Origin of the sequence: Flavobacterium hungaricum (assembly GCF_015182285.1) — a bacterium.
Taxonomy (GTDB): Bacteria; Bacteroidota; Bacteroidia; order Flavobacteriales; family Flavobacteriaceae; genus Flavobacterium; species Flavobacterium hungaricum.
Genome location: NZ_PRDM01000001.1, coordinates 190,949 through 205,792, shown reverse-complemented (window position 1 = coordinate 205,792; position 14,844 = coordinate 190,949). Strand labels below are relative to the sequence as shown.

The 14,844-nt window shown below is 36.8% G+C and carries 13 protein-coding genes; 6 read left to right on the top strand and 7 right to left on the bottom strand.

Going from position 1 to position 14,844, the window contains the following annotated elements; translation table 11 throughout:
• Positions 1-3: 3 nt before the first annotated feature.
• The 6 genes from C4F50_RS00745 to C4F50_RS00720 all read right to left on the bottom strand — a co-directional run bounded on the left by C4F50_RS00745 (position 4) and on the right by C4F50_RS00720 (position 4,513).
• Entirely contained in the window at positions 4-318 is a 315-nt protein-coding gene (locus C4F50_RS00745; protein WP_193844528.1) for a DUF4133 domain-containing protein, read from the bottom strand.
• A gap of 12 nt (positions 319-330) precedes the next feature.
• On the bottom strand, positions 331-666 hold the full coding sequence (locus tag C4F50_RS00740) for a DUF4134 domain-containing protein (RefSeq protein ID WP_193844527.1): 336 nt from the start codon (positions 664-666) through the stop codon (positions 331-333).
• 128 nt (positions 667-794) lie between these two features.
• Positions 795-1,256 (bottom strand): hypothetical protein, encoded by a 462-nt coding sequence (locus tag C4F50_RS00735; protein WP_193844526.1) that lies wholly within the window; start codon positions 1,254-1,256, stop codon positions 795-797.
• 193 nt (positions 1,257-1,449) lie between these two features.
• On the bottom strand, positions 1,450-2,646 hold the full coding sequence (locus tag C4F50_RS00730; RefSeq protein ID WP_193844525.1) for a hypothetical protein: 1,197 nt from the start codon (positions 2,644-2,646) through the stop codon (positions 1,450-1,452).
• Between the two features lie 53 nt (positions 2,647-2,699).
• Positions 2,700-3,473, bottom strand: a complete 774-nt coding sequence (locus C4F50_RS25830; protein ID WP_193844524.1) for a helix-turn-helix domain-containing protein — start codon at positions 3,471-3,473, stop codon at positions 2,700-2,702.
• A gap of 434 nt (positions 3,474-3,907) precedes the next feature.
• Entirely contained in the window at positions 3,908-4,513 is a 606-nt protein-coding gene (locus tag C4F50_RS00720; RefSeq protein WP_193844523.1) for a hypothetical protein, read from the bottom strand.
• A gap of 331 nt (positions 4,514-4,844) precedes the next feature.
• Between C4F50_RS00720 and C4F50_RS00715 the strand changes: the two genes are divergently transcribed.
• From C4F50_RS00715 to C4F50_RS00705, 3 genes are all read left to right on the top strand, one after another.
• Positions 4,845-6,104, top strand: coding sequence for a tetratricopeptide repeat protein (locus C4F50_RS00715; RefSeq protein ID WP_193844522.1), 1,260 nt, complete (start codon positions 4,845-4,847; stop codon positions 6,102-6,104).
• Positions 6,105-6,143: 39 nt separating this feature from the next.
• Positions 6,144-6,518, top strand: coding sequence for a helix-turn-helix domain-containing protein (locus C4F50_RS00710; RefSeq protein ID WP_348536981.1), 375 nt, complete (start codon positions 6,144-6,146; stop codon positions 6,516-6,518).
• Positions 6,519-6,596: 78 nt separating this feature from the next.
• On the top strand, positions 6,597-6,773 hold the full coding sequence (locus tag C4F50_RS00705; RefSeq protein ID WP_193844520.1) for a histone H1: 177 nt from the start codon (positions 6,597-6,599) through the stop codon (positions 6,771-6,773).
• A gap of 116 nt (positions 6,774-6,889) precedes the next feature.
• Here the strand turns inward: C4F50_RS00705 and C4F50_RS00700 are convergent, their stop codons facing one another.
• A complete protein-coding gene (locus C4F50_RS00700) occupies positions 6,890-7,216 on the bottom strand; it encodes a hypothetical protein (RefSeq protein WP_193844519.1) in 327 nt (108 codons plus the stop codon).
• 513 nt (positions 7,217-7,729) lie between these two features.
• On the opposite strand from C4F50_RS00700, the gene C4F50_RS00695 reads away from it, so the two are divergent.
• The 3 genes from C4F50_RS00695 to C4F50_RS00685 all read left to right on the top strand — a co-directional run bounded on the left by C4F50_RS00695 (position 7,730) and on the right by C4F50_RS00685 (position 14,811).
• Positions 7,730-10,744, top strand: coding sequence for a SusC/RagA family TonB-linked outer membrane protein (locus C4F50_RS00695; RefSeq protein ID WP_193844518.1), 3,015 nt, complete (start codon positions 7,730-7,732; stop codon positions 10,742-10,744).
• 11 nt (positions 10,745-10,755) lie between these two features.
• Positions 10,756-12,141, top strand: coding sequence for a RagB/SusD family nutrient uptake outer membrane protein (locus C4F50_RS00690; RefSeq protein WP_193844517.1), 1,386 nt, complete (start codon positions 10,756-10,758; stop codon positions 12,139-12,141).
• Between the two features lie 99 nt (positions 12,142-12,240).
• The gene (locus C4F50_RS00685) at positions 12,241-14,811 is read left to right on the top strand and encodes an alpha/beta hydrolase family protein (protein WP_228011931.1); all 2,571 of its coding nucleotides are present in this window, start codon (positions 12,241-12,243) and stop codon (positions 14,809-14,811) included.
• Positions 14,812-14,844 lie beyond the last annotated feature (33 nt).

Below are 14,844 nucleotides of genomic sequence, written 5' to 3'. Positions count from 1 at the left end.
CAGCTATAACTTCATAAAAACTGCTCTGCTGTAGACTTTAATCCACTTTGGAATCTGTTTTTTAGCCAGAGCCTTCATCATGCCGTATTCTCCGTAGGTATTACTCATTCTGTATATTTTAAAAACAAGAAAACCTCCCGCCGTTCCAACAAAACCAATGCATATCAAGGAAGGAACTCCAATTATATACAGGGCAGCAAACAGAATCATAAGACCTACCACACCTCCGCCCAAATACCAGATATACTGCGCTTTAAGTCCCTTAAATTCTATACTCTGATTGATTCCTTTATTGATAGAATAAACACTGTTACTCATTTTTTCTCTCGGTTAAACCCCGAAAAAGGATTTAATTACAGTGGCGACTACCACTAGAAACACACAGCTTCCAAACCAGGCGGCTGCGACTTTTCCGGTATCAGGATCTCCGGCATTCCATTTCTGGTAGACTTTTACTGCCCCTATCAGCCCGAGGATCGCTCCTACTGCATACATTAACTCAGTGCCGGCATCAAAGTAACTTCTCACTTTCTGGTTGGCTTCATTAATGCCCGCCACACCATCCTGGCTGTAAATAACATTACTAACCAGAATCATCAGGAGCGAGGATCCCATAGCTTTAAATCTTCTAATAAGACTTTTTAATTTCCATCTGCATTTTTTCATCACAAATCATTTTTAAAGTTATTCTTTAATAAAAAGAAGAGGAATACCGCCGTTGCTGCTCTATTTTTCCTGTCACATAAAGCCATACCGCACCAGAGAGAACGGGGAATATTCCTCCTCTGAATTTTTTAAAATACTGGTCCTTCCCAGAGACTGTCTGCTTCGCTGAGCGTTAAAAGCAGATCGGGATGCTTTTGAGATTCAAAGACCATTTGTTGGTTAATGTTTTCTCTGAGGGAGGAAATTTTAACATAAGGATATTCATCCAGAAGCACTCGCAGGTAGTTTTGAAACTGCTCTTTTGTTAGTCTCTTTTCTGCACTTTCTTTAACTGCCTCTTTAATACGCTTAGATAGATTTTCCGCATCTTCAAGAGTATCAAAAGATTTCGGAAATGAATCGGATATCGATTTTATTTCCTGTAAATTTTTAGAAGTTTTTTTTAGAAATGGTATTTTCAGTTTCTTTTCACCTGATAAGATTTTTTTTAAATCACGACTGTGAAATTTCAGTAAGATTATTAGATACCAGAAAATTATAGCAATACCAGCCGCGGTCAGATAACTGCCCCATGAAATATTTGTAAACATAGCTTCTCATTTTATCATTCAACATTTTATCCTCCTCTATGAAAATCACCATCCGTTTTGATGTGATTTATTCTACAGGTCAAAGGAACGATAAGAATAAATTTTCTACAAGTACAACTTTTCTGTACCCTTTTTGTACCCTTTCAAAATGCCCGAATTTAAAGGGTTGTCAGATTACACAAGACAATAAAATCTAGTATGTTTTTATCTTACGAATTATTTTCTCAAGACTTTCAATCGCAATTTCCTTATCACGATCTTCCGCATTATATGATTTGCTTCTCACTGACTGGTAAGAAAGATTTCTCTTTACTGGAGTAGAGAGATAAGGAACTATACTTTTAAATATGTAGTTCATAGACTTGGCCTTAATAATTCTCGCCTCATCTGTAGCCCTTAAAATAAGTCCAATCTGATCTCCTGAAAGTATACATTCAAGTTTTGAATCTGCCTTCTCCACAAGTTCACTCCCGACAGAAGCATCAATCTGTTCCTGCAGTAGAATTGCAGCCTTTTTTTCAGCAAATCTGATTTCGCTGGAGAACCAGTATTCCAAAAATGAAATAAGATTCTGTTGAGATGGATTAAAGGTTAATTTTAAATCTGCGTTTATTTTAGAAAGTTTCTTGCAGAAGTAAAGCAGCTTTTCGAGTCTTTCAGATAAATTCTCTAAACCTTCTAAATACCTGCCTATTCTATTAACCAGTCTCTCGGTATATTCTCTGGAATTAAAATTCATTCTGATAAGAAGCAGGTCAAGTTCTGAAAAACATGAGGAATCCGAGACTAAATAATTCAGCTTTTCAAGTTCAATAAGCAGTTCCCTGTAATAAAGGATCTGCCGATAGGTGTATTTAATTTTCTTGCTGTCCTGCAGAGGGACAAGAAGAAGGTTTACAACAAATTCAATTTCAAAATCGTGCTCTCCAACTTTAGCTTTTTTTTTAGTGAAATTATTTAAAGCTACTATTATCTCTGATTTCCAAACTGCATAATAACTGAGCGGGACTCTTTGATCAAGACTGATAAAGGCAGGATATCTGGTTTCCAAAAATGAAAGCAGATCATCTAGAGAGGATACAATAAAATCAAATACCTTTAGAAACTCCGGCGCACTGAATTTTTCATTTTTTTTTATCTCTATTATTCTGTCTAATAAAAAAATGAATGAAGAATGGTATTTCCGAATAAGAAGTCTGATCTGCCGTTTGGTTTTGAGTTCAAAAAAGGACTCCTTAATTTGAATTTTAATTTTTTTTGATTCTGATGTTATTCTTTCTCGCAAAACTTCTGTTTCATAAGCTGAAATAACATCAATAGAAGTATTATGAGATTCAAATGTGTTAATTATTAATGAATCGAACCATTCCAAAGGATACATTTTAGTCATCGTCTTATTGTTTTAATTAAACAATCTCTGGGAGCATAAGGAGCGATTTATAGTTATTTATATTTCTTTGAGCGAAATTCTGTTGGCATAAGACCTGTGTGCCTTTTAAAGAATACTCCAAAGTTTTCAGCACTGCTGAACTCAAGCTCATCAGCAATTTTAGCAACAGTATAGCTTGAATCAGCAAGAAGAGTTTTCGAAATATTAATAAGGGCTTCAATTATAAAAGTTTTTGCGGATCTGCCTGTAATTTCCTTAACCATTTTATTCAAATGACCTGGAGTCACGAATAAAGCACCTGCATAAAACTGCACATGATGCTGTTTTTTGAAATGTATTGCCAGAACAGTCAAAAACTGGATTACGATAATCTCTCTCCGCGAAAAATCAAGATTTATCTCCGGTGCATATTTAGAGTGTATTATCTTAAGTTCATAGATAAATAAATTAAAACATATTCTGCGCAGCTGATTAATTATGTCAGGTTTTTCATTGCCGGTCTGCAGAACATGCATTAATTTATAGATTAGTGATAAAACCTTAAAATCCTGTTCCTTAAGCTTAATGTTATGCTCAGATTTCATCATCAAAAAACTGAAAGCGTCAGCAAGTTCTTTTTCATAACAGTTATTAAAAGCAAAATCAAAACTCGTTCTTATGAGATAAAGCTGAATATTGTGAGTTGCTTCAAGTGTTGTACAGATTGAATTTACCGGAATTAGAATTAGGTCTTTACGCCTGATAACCATGGCGTCGTTCGAAAAGCCGATAGTCATCTTACCGCTTTTTAATAAAAGCACTGAAAAATTCGAAATAATAAATGGCACTGCTACTTCATTTTTTATTTTGAAGTACTTGAGATGATCTACTTGAATTCCATCATTTTCAATGCTTTTAAGCTCTGTATTTAACAGTTGTCGGATCATAATATTTTTTTTAAGCTGGTTCAGCTTTGAATTTTATCATTAAAAAAATGTTCCATCCAAATAAAAAACTGGAAATATAAATTAGACAAACAGCAGATGTATAAAACATATGCGGTTAATCTCGGACTCTCAGTAATATTGTCCTCGTAAAGTACGTACTGGACCAGCAGATCAGCAGTAAAAAGCTTCATTATAAAATAAAGGCTGCATAGATTAAAAAGGAACAATAAAATATAAAACAAAGCTCTCTTTTTCATAAATCAGGTAGATTAGAAAATTATTAATCAACTATATTAAAATAGTATGTTATTTAACTTCAACAGCATGGTACTTCATTAATATCTGCTGTTTTTACTTGTTGTGGATGTCTCCCAATCCCTGTCCTTTCTATCCTTTTCGCTAAATAAAACTGCTTCCGAAATTGAGGAAATAGATAGAACGGTTTCTGTTTCTTCTGATAGAAGCGTTGAATCCTGTCGTTTGGTAATCTCGTACTGAATTATAAAATCATCCACGATATGGTACTGCTGGCCGCGAAGATTTCCGAGATTGACGATATACCCCTTCACATCAAGTTTCAATGATGATCCCAGCGTACTTTCATCAACAATTATAAGTAATGTTGAGACAGGATCCTCTGCAGAAGAAATTGTATCTAAATCAGAAGTGCTTTTCTCAAAAGTCTTTACTACATTTCGCTCAGGTTGCGCCCTTAATACAGAAATGATCTTTTCTTTTAATTGGGCAGGAACTAGAAGTATGTAATCTCCCGCCGGAACTTCCTTAAACTTCTCATTTAAAGCAGAGCCATTTTTAAAATCTGCAGTTTTCTCTCTGCTGATTGCTTGGCTGGAAACCAATCTTAAATCAGAATTGTTAAAATCGTCATTTGAACATGAACCTAAAAAAATAATTAAACCAGTTAATAATAAATTTTTCATAATGCAAAATGGTTTGGTTAATTGAGAACTTGTCTCAGTCCATTTTACCCGGGCCAGCAGAACTTTTGTTCAGTACTTTACTAAATCTTTTGCTGTTGAATTCAAGGCAAATCTAAATTGCAAAAAATCATAAATCAAGAACGTATGTATGGATTTTCCGAAAATCCACAGTCGATTTCCATGAAATCAATAAAGTATTTTTCTTACATTAAATATTGCAATTCAAATAATTACAGTATTTTTGAAAACTGCTTTCTAACGACCTCTACATTTTTTTTATTAATCTGATTTATGCTTTTATTAAAGCATAAACTCAAAATTTCTATGTATTATGAAATGTAATTTACCTGTACTGCTGCTGCTATTTCTAATTAAATCTTTAACTGCCCAGAATAGTCCCAGCACAATTCCTGATTCCCTTATTTTTAAAAGTTATGGATATCTGGATGATAAAATTTATCAATACAAAAATGACAGCCTGAAAGCATCTCCATATTTATATGCCTATTTAAGAAAAGCCCGAAGGGAAAAGAATCATGAAGAGTTAGTTAATGCATATCAAAATATGCTGCATCAGTCACCTATGACTCTCCGTTTAAAATACGCTGACAGCATGGTACAGACAGCTGTAAAGTCAAGAAGTCCCGAACTGATCGGATCTGCTCAGCTATCCAAAGGAATAGTCTATTACAGCCAGAAAAACTATATAAAAGCCTATGATTACTACATTAAAGCAAATGAAAGCATTTCCAAAACCGATAATGATTACCTGATCTACAAAACCAAATATCATATTGCTCAGATTAAATATTATCTCGGCTTCTATGATGAGGCTATTTCACTCTTTAATGAATGCGTTACATATTTTAAAAAAAATCAGGCACGCCCCTATTTAAATTCACTGCACTCACTTAGTGTTTGTTACAACAAGATTGGAGATTACAGTAAATGCTCCGAAACTAATGCTTTAGGACTTAAAGAATGTGAGCGCCTTAAGATTCCCGAGATGGAATCATTTTTTAAGCACTCCGAAGGAGTCAACCAGTTCTTTCTAAATAATTATCACACTTCTATTCAATTGCTTCAGGAAGTTATGCCGCAGTTAAACAGCATGACAGAGTTTGCAAATGAATCAATTGCCAATTTTTACATTGGAAAAAACTATTGGAAACTGCAGCATCCGGCAAAAGCGGTTCCTTACTTCAAAAAGGTGGAAAAGACATTTGATGAAAAAGGCTACATTCGTCCCGATTTAAGAGAAGTCTTTGAATTAATGATTAAATATTACAAGAAAGAAAATAACCTGAAATCCCAATTGTATTATATAGACCAGCTTTTAAAAGCAGATTCTATATTAACAGATACCAATAAGTACCTGATGGGCAAAATTCACAAGGAATATGACACGAAGGAAATTCTGCTTGAAAAAGAAAAAATACAGCAGCAGCTTGTAAAAGAGAAATATTATGACGTTATTTTGATCAGCGTGGTTGTAGTTCTGTTCTCCGCTGTCATTTACGGGACCTATAACCACTTTGAAACTAAAAAGCGCAATAAGATCAAATTTGATCTGCTTTTGGAAAAAAATTAAAAGAGCAGCTTCCAGAAACAGTCACCCGATAAATTCGAAATAACCGATATTTCGCAGGACACTGTACAGCACATAATAAGACACCTTGAAAAATTTGAAAGGGATAAAAAATTCCTGCACAAAGAGGCAACACTTGCCGCTTTAACTGTACGATTTAATACAAACAGCAAATACCTTTCAAAAGTGATATACCATCGCAGCGGCAAGCGTTTTGCTGATTACATCAATGAACTAAAAATTGATTATCTGGTGGAACTACTCCAAAACTCAAGCATGCATAGAAATTACTCCATAGGATCACTGGCGGAGGAAGCCGGTTTTACTTCCACTCCCCGATTTACTAATGCATTCCACTCAAAAACAGGAATTTCGTTCAGTTACTTTCTTAAAGAACTGAAGAAAGAGAATTCATGAAAATATTTTTATAATAATATCGTTTTCATTTAAGGCAAAATTTTACTTTTGCCCGATTAATTGAAAAAAAATTGTATTATGAAAGATCTTGTTGCAAAAATCAACGCTGAAATCGAAACATTTAAAACAGAAGCTGAATCATTATCAGAAAAAGGCGTTAAAGCTGCCGGTGCAAGAGCACGTAAATCTTCTTTAGAAATCGAAAAACTTTTAAAAGAGTTTAGAAAAGTTTCTATTGAGGAATCAAAAAAATAAAAAACTCATTTAAGTGCCATTTTAATAATGGCATTTTTTTTTCCTAGAGTTTTAGTGCCATTTTTTACAAATCTCTTTTAAATCTTTAATCACTAAAAAGATTTTGATCCTCCTAGCTATTTTTCTGTTTTAGTAATAAAATCATCATTAATCTTAGATCCGTACTTATTTTCTATCAAAATAAAAAAATCCGACAATTTTATCTTTTTGTAAAAACACATAATAGCTAATGTAGACATCGGTATACGATAACCATCATTTTTTCGAATTTTACTCAAAACATGAGGATGAACGCCTAGTTCATGACTTTGTGATAAATTAGACTTGTCGTCTGAAACCCATTCCTCATTAATAAAATTGCATACCAATTTATCTAACAAAAAAATTTTTGTTACTTCTTCTTTTTTTATTAAATCACTATTGACACCTGATTTCTGCGACATATTAACAAATAAAAAAATTATCCAGCATTTTTATTGGCACGATAGTGCCAGTTTTAAACTTTTTTGTTATATTTGTAACTGAATCCATATATTTGCGATACTTCATTAAAATATTTGAAGCATTCGCTTTGAATCCCGACTTATAAAACTGGTAATTTTTGCACACGGGATGATAAGTTAGATGCTCACGTCATTGGCGTGGGCTCACTTATTTCGTGTGCGGGTATACCAGTACCTTTAAGTCGATTTAAGTTGAGTTTAAACCCACGCCTCCTTTTTAGGAACTTAAGTGTAATCTCATCATTTCTTAGCCACTGCTTTTTATTAAGTCTCGCATTAAATTTAAACCTTTTAATGTAAAAACTATTTTATTTGACATAAGACCAGTCACTTCTATTATGCTTATTAAGCCGTTACTTAATACATAAAAAATGGCCCTCAGCTGCAGCGACCAAACTAGAGCAGAGGACCTTAGCCAATCAAATCCATATTTAACTAACCAATCCCAATATTATGAATTATTTTTCATTTTACAAGGATGGAAAAGCGCTTTATTGCCTGTTTTTTCTTGGCATTATGTTGTCTTTTTCATCTCTTTACGCAAACATTTCCTTTCGGCAGAATTCCAATCCGCAGCTTCAGATTAAAGGAGTCGTCACCAACGGCTCAGATCCCCTTCCCGGTGTTACAATCTCCGTAAAAAACAAGCCTGTCATTGCTGTGTCCGATTACAGCGGACAGTATACAATAACCGCAGCTACTGATGATGAGCTGATTGTATCATACATCGGATTTAAAACTGCCGTTATAGCTGTTGCAGGCCGAACTGTGGTCGATATCAGACTGGAATACGACACCACCGCACTGCAGGAAGTGAAAGTGAATGCAGGGTACTATTCGGTCAAGGAAAGCGAGCGCACGGGTAGCATTGCAAGAATTACTTCCAAAGACATAGAAAATCAGCCCGTTAGCAATATCCTTGCCTCTATGCAAGGACGTATGGCCGGTGTGAGCATTACGCAGACGACTGGAGTTCCAGGAGGAGGATTTGATATTAAAATCCGTGGACAGAATAGCCTTCGTACGGACGGCAATTCGCCACTGTATATTATTGATGGTGTGCCTTTTTCATCCGAATCAATTGGAGCAAGCCAAACCGGTACTTCTTTCCCTGGATTGACCAGTCCGCTGAACAGCATTAATCCAGACAGCGTGGAAAGCATCGAAATCCTGAAAGATGCAGACGCCACCTCAATTTACGGCTCCAGAGGGGCTAACGGAGTGGTGCTAATAACTACAAAGAAGGGAAAGGCAGGCCGCACGAGATATTCCATTAATGCTTCAAGCGGAACTGGAAGGGTTACTAAATTTTTAAATCTTATGGATACCACCGAGTATCTTAAGATGCGCAGACAAGCATTTGCCAATGATAATATTACCACTTACGGTCCACTTGATTATGATGTTAACGGTACTTGGGACCAGAACCGTAGCACCGACTGGCAAAAAGAACTCTTGGGTGGTACCGCGCAGCTAACAGATATTAATACATCAATATCCGGCGGGTCTGTAAATACCCAATTTTCTATAAACGGATCCTATAACAGCCAGTCAACTGTTTTTCCTGGTGATTTTACTTATAGCAAAGCCGGTGCTCATGTAAGTCTTAATCATCAGTCGGAGGATTCCAAATTCCGTTTGTCATTCTCAGTCGGATATAATATTCAGAGGAATAACCAGCCTTCATATGATTTTACCTATGATGCGCGATCGCTTCCTCCAAATGCACCCTCACTTTTCACTGCCGATGGACGGTTGAACTGGGAGAACGGAACATGGGACAATCCGCTGAGAAATCTCAATACGGAATTCAAATCACATACCAATGATTTAACTGCAAATACAGTCTTTTCATACGATATTGCAAAAGAACTATCGGCCAAAATCAATATAGGATACACTAGTCTTCAGAACGATGAGAGCCGCATTGTGCCTTCAACAATTCAAAATCCGGCTTATAACATAACCAGTGCGTCCTCTTCGATTTTCCTTAATGACATACAAAGATTTTCTTGGATCGCTGAACCGCAACTGAATTGGAAGAAAAGCACCCAGTATGGTGCCTTTGATATGTTGCTTGGCGCTACATTCCAGAACAGGGAAAGTAGCAGAATGGTTCAGTCAGGAACGGGATTCACCTCCAACAACCTAATTTATAATCTTCTTTCCGCCAAGACTGTCCGTGTCCTAGGCAACGATGAAACACAGTATAAGTATCAGGCTTTTTTTGGACGTCTTAATTATAACCTACATCAGCGATATATCCTTAATCTGACAGCTAGAAGGGATGGTTCCAGCCGTTTTGGTCCGGGAAACCAGTTTGCCTTTTTTGGTGCCGTTGGCGCAGCATGGCTTTTTTACAAAGAACAATTTATAAAAGACAATTCATGGCTGAACTTTGGAAAAATCAGAGCAAGTTACGGAACCACTGGAAGCGACCAGATTGGAGATTATCAGTTTTTGGACACCTACACGGCCAACAGTGTTCTATACAGCGGCATCACAGGTCTTGCTCCTTCCCGTCTCTACAATGCTGGTTTTGGATGGGAAACCAACAGAAAACTAGAGGTGGCAATGGAGCTTGGATTTCTTCAAGATCGGATTTTTTTTACCACAGCCTGGTACCGAAATAGATCATCCAACCAGCTTGTTGGAATCCCCTTGCCATCAACAACAGGCTTTACGTCCATACAGGCCAATTTAGGCGCAGTGGTAGAAAACAGCGGTCTGGAATTTACACTAAGAACAGTAAACTTTACACAAGGAAGTTTTTCCTGGACTACCAGTTTGAACCTCACCTCTCCGCGTACCAAACTGGTTGATTTCCCAAATCTGCAATCCTCTTCCTATAGAAATCAGTACCGTATCGGCAGCCCGCTGAATATACAATTGCTCTATAATTTCAAGGGAGTAAATCCGCAAACTGGTCTTTATGAGTACCAAGACATAAATAATGACGGCATAATAAGTTTTCCTGAAGACAAACAGATCGTCCGGGATCTGAGTCCAAAATACTATGGTGGAATCCAGAATCAACTGATTTACAAAAGAATTTCACTGGACTTTCTGTTCCAATTTACCAAGCAGCTAAACAAAAGTTACCCAATGGGCCCTGCAGGACTGATGTCTAACCAGCAGCAGCGTATTAAAAACAGCTGGTCACAGCCTGGAGATCAGGCCATCTACCAGATATATACCACCGGTTATGACAAAGCAGCGGTCACTGCAGATGCATTATATAATGAAAGTACTGCCTTTGTGACTGATGCATCTTTTATCCGTTTGAAAAATATTTGTCTTAGCTATGATGTACCACTGAATCTTCGAGATACACAATTAAAAATTGTTCTTCAGGGACAGAATCTGCTGACTTTTACAAAATACAGAGATGGTGATCCTGAATTTATAAGTTATGGTTTTCTTCCACCCCTCAAGATAATAACCGCTGGAATACAGTTAAACTTTTAAAACAAAAAATCATGAAAGCATTATCTAAATTAAAACTTTATATCCCATTGACAGTACTTTTTAATTCCCTATTCTCGTGTGACTCCTTTATAGAAGTTGGTCTTCCTAAATCACAGCTCACTACCGAGGCAGTGTTCGAGGATTATAATACTGCCGAGGCAGCCCTACTGAATATTTATTCTGGTATCAGGGACAGAGGAATCTTAACAGGAACAGGTCAGGGAATCTCAAACCTTTTGGGAAACTATGCTGACGAACTTGTCAGCAGCGAATCTCCGACAAATTCCAGTCTAAATTTCTATAAAAATTCATTAATGACAACGAATACGGCAGTTAGTGGTTTTTGGACTGTTTCTTACAACCAGATTTATGCTGCAAATGCCATTTTAGAAGGTACGCACAAATCTGATAAAATGACAATTGAACAAAAAAAACAGTTGCAGGGCGAGTGTTATTTTATCAGGGCACTGCTTCATTTTTATCTTTCAGAATTATTCGGAAGTATACCATATATTACTGATACCGACTTTAGAAAAAACAGCAAGGCTACCAGAATGCCGTTGCCTCTTATCTATGAAAATATCGAAGCTGATCTGCAAAAAGCTCTGACAATGATTCCTTCTCAATACTTAGAACAGGAAAGAGTTAGACCCAATGCCGCAGCTGTTCAGGCGCTTCTGGCCAGAATTTATCTTTACAACAAAGCATATGGAGAAGCATCAAATGCTGCCTCGGCTGTTCTGAATCAAAACCAGCTCTACATTCTTGAGACGTTGAATACCGCCTTTTTGATTTCTTCTAAAGAAACCATATGGCAGTTGCATGCCGGCACTGCAGGAAGAAATACCTCTGAAGCTTCTTACTTTACCTTCACAGCAATTCCCCCTCCTCAGGTATATCTTAGCGGTACTCTCCTCAGTTCATTTGACGCCGCAGACCTGCGAAGAACTGCATGGATAAAAGCTGTCACTAAAAATAGCGCTACATTTTATCACGCTTTCAAATACAAAGAAAATAATGCCACTGCGGTCTCAAAGGAATATTCTATTGTTTTCAGATTAGCAGAACAATTTTTAATTAGGGCTGAATCCAGAGCTTACCAGGGTGACCTGATAGGAGCTAAAGAAGATCTGAACAAAGTCAGAAACCGGGCAGGGTTGACCAATACTGGTGCCGTATCACAGCAGGAAATTATCGAAGCGGTAGTCCATGAAAGAAGACATGAATTATTCACAGAGCAGGGGCATCGTTTTTTTGATCTGAAACGAACAGGAAAGCTTGACAATGTACTTGGTCCTATTAAAATGGCGTGGAATACCACCAATATCTTACTTCCGATCCCTCAGAGTGAATTAGCCACAAATCCAAACCTACTCCCGCAGAATCCCGGGTATTAACGTAAAACTATAAGCATGTTACAAATTATAATTAAGAAGCACTGCAGTACCATAAGGAACTGCAGCATGTATTGTTCATTTTTTTTATCTGCATTTATTTTGTTATTAGTAACCTGTCCCCTTCGGGGGCAGGATCTGCAGAAAAAAAAGCTCCTACCCGAAGATTACCATTTCTGGGGCCAAACTGTTTTGGAAAAAGTAAGCCCAGATGAAAACTGGGCTTCTTTTAAAATGTCTTACGAAAATGAATCTGATACTCTTTTGGTCCAAAATGTTTTCAATAATAAAACCTTTCGTTTTGCTGATGGCAAGCAGGGAACATTTCTTGGTAATAGTTTTATCTGCATAATAAACGACCGACTTCACATCCTTGATCTAAAGACTCTAATTGAAAAAACTTTTGAAGGCGTTGAATCATTTTCCTGTAGCAATGCAGAACAGATGGTTTTGCTGCTGTACAGTACTGGCACCAATAAGGATGCACTTGAAATTTACTCACTTAAGACCCGTAAATCCATATTGATCTCAAAGGTCACAAACTTTCTATTAAGTCCTGAAGGAAGTAGCCTTTTTTACACCGTCTGCGATAATAATAAAAATAGTGCGGCCTATGTGGACTTAAAAAAAATGGATAATATGGCTTGGCTAATTAAAGATTCCGAGGAAAAAATTACTTCAGCTGTGTGGCAGAGAAAAGGACAGGGAGTTGCATTTATTGAACAATTCAAAGACGAGCGCCACAACAGGCTTTTTTATTACAGAAAAAATGAAAATAGAACCTTTAAACTCAGCTCCGAAAGCGACTCTATATTTTTCAAAAGTTGGTGCATTACGCCCGAAATAAGCCGTCAAATAATAATTTCCGACGATCTTCAAAAAGTATTCTTTGCAGTAAAAAATAACTGCCAGTCATTTCCTTTAACAGCTAAAAACAAGGTTGAAATATGGAACACACAGGATAAATTGATATATACTGATCAGATAAAGCAGGGGGCGCTTCTGGACAAGACAAGGTGTGCAATGTGGCTTCCAGATCAGAGCAAATTAAAGGCCGTAACCTCCCAAAGCCTTCCTTCAATAATACTAGATGCAGACATGAATTATGCCTATCTTTCAAATCCAAAACAGTATGAACCTCAGTTTGAATATGAAGGTTGTAGGGATTTCTATGCCGTGGATTTAAAGACCTTTGAGAAAAAAATATTCTTAAAAAACCATCCGTATGATTATTATGCGCTTAACCCCTCACCTGGCGGAAAATATTTTGCCTATTTTAAAGAAAGTAATTGGTGGATATATAACCCCAAAGAAGATACCCATACGAATATTACAGCTACACTTAAAGTAAACTTTAAGGGAAAAAAATATGAACTTATCCCTGAATCTGTATATGGAAATCCAGGATGGACAGATGGTGATAAAAAAATTTTAATTTATGATCAGTTTGATATCTGGAGCATAAATCCAGATGGAAAATCTGCCCGCAGACTAACCAAAGGACGGGAAAAACAAATAGTCTACCGTATAATTATCCCCGACAGCAGGCATCTAAAAAAAATTTATGATGGCCCTGTTTTGCAAACATTTGATCTTGACAAGCCTCTTTTCCTCCGCGCAAAAGGTCCTAATGAAAATATAGGGTGCTTCATCTGGAAAAAGTCAGCTGGAGAAAAACAGCTTCATTTTTCAGAAAGCTATCTGGACCAGTTCAAGCTCACTGACAATAAACAGCATATATTTTATCGGGAACAAAATTTTGATGTCCCTCCACAGCTGGTCAGTTTAAATAATGTTACGGGAAAAAGCATTACTTTTTTCAAAAGCAATGCACAGCATAAAAAGTATTTCTGGGGAAAATCAGAATTAATATCCTTTGAGAATTCGAAAGGTGACAGTCTGAAAGCTGTGCTGATTTATCCTGCAGCATACAATCCAGATAAAAAATATCCCATGGTTGTGAATATATACGAGAAAAAATCCAGTGAACTTCATATGTATCAGAATCCCAGTCTGCTTAACGGAGGTGGCTTCAATGCTTTAGTATATAGTTTGGAAGGGTATTTTGTCCTGCTTCCAGATATTAAATTAGAGTATCAGAATCCCGGTATCTCGGCTTTCGACTGTGTTGCTTCAGCAGTTAGAAAAGTTTTAACAAAAGATCTTGTAAATTTCCAGAAGATCGGTCTGCTTGGACATTCATTCGGGGGGTATGAGTCTTTGTTTATTACAACCCAAACCTCTATGTTTGCAAGCGTTGTAGCGAGCGGGGCTATTACTGATCTGGTGAGTTACTATCATTCCGTGGGAAGTTTTGGCCGTCCTAATATCTGGCGATTTGAAGCTGAGCAATGGAATATGGGATCACCCCATGAAATCCCTGAGCTTTATAAAGCCAATTCTGCAATTTTCCACGCTGATAAAATAGATAAGCCACTGCTCCTATGGAGCGGTAAAAATGATCCTCAGGTAGACATGCGCCAAAGCCAAGAATTTTATCTAGCTCTTCGCAGATTAAGAAAAAAAAGCATCATGCTGCTCTACCCCGATGAAGGCCATATTTTGCTTGACAAGAAAAACCAGAAAGATATTACTATCCGGACATTGCAGTGGTTTAATTATTTTTTGAAAGATGATCACACTTCGGACTGGATTTCTTTCGGGGTAAATTAATGAATTAAAAAATGCAGTTCCATATTTGGAACT

Bases quoted from the DNA above. Each gene is read 5' to 3' on its own strand.
- C4F50_RS00695 (WP_193844518.1), top strand. From the start codon at position 7,730: ATGAATTATTTTTCATTTTACAAGGATGGAAAAGCGCTTTATTGCCTG.
- C4F50_RS00735 (WP_193844526.1), bottom strand. From the start codon at position 1,256: ATGTTTACAAATATTTCATGGGGCAGTTATCTGACCGCGGCTGGTATT.
- C4F50_RS00690 (WP_193844517.1), top strand. From the start codon at position 10,756: ATGAAAGCATTATCTAAATTAAAACTTTATATCCCATTGACAGTACTT.
- C4F50_RS00730 (WP_193844525.1), bottom strand. From the start codon at position 2,646: ATGACTAAAATGTATCCTTTGGAATGGTTCGATTCATTAATAATTAAC.
- C4F50_RS00745 (WP_193844528.1), bottom strand. From the start codon at position 318: ATGAGTAACAGTGTTTATTCTATCAATAAAGGAATCAATCAGAGTATA.
- C4F50_RS00715 (WP_193844522.1), top strand. From the start codon at position 4,845: ATGAAATGTAATTTACCTGTACTGCTGCTGCTATTTCTAATTAAATCT.
- C4F50_RS00720 (WP_193844523.1), bottom strand. From the start codon at position 4,513: ATGAAAAATTTATTATTAACTGGTTTAATTATTTTTTTAGGTTCATGT.
- C4F50_RS00700 (WP_193844519.1), bottom strand. From the start codon at position 7,216: ATGTCGCAGAAATCAGGTGTCAATAGTGATTTAATAAAAAAAGAAGAA.
- C4F50_RS00740 (WP_193844527.1), bottom strand. From the start codon at position 666: ATGAAAAAATGCAGATGGAAATTAAAAAGTCTTATTAGAAGATTTAAA.
- C4F50_RS00705 (WP_193844520.1), top strand. From the start codon at position 6,597: ATGAAAGATCTTGTTGCAAAAATCAACGCTGAAATCGAAACATTTAAA.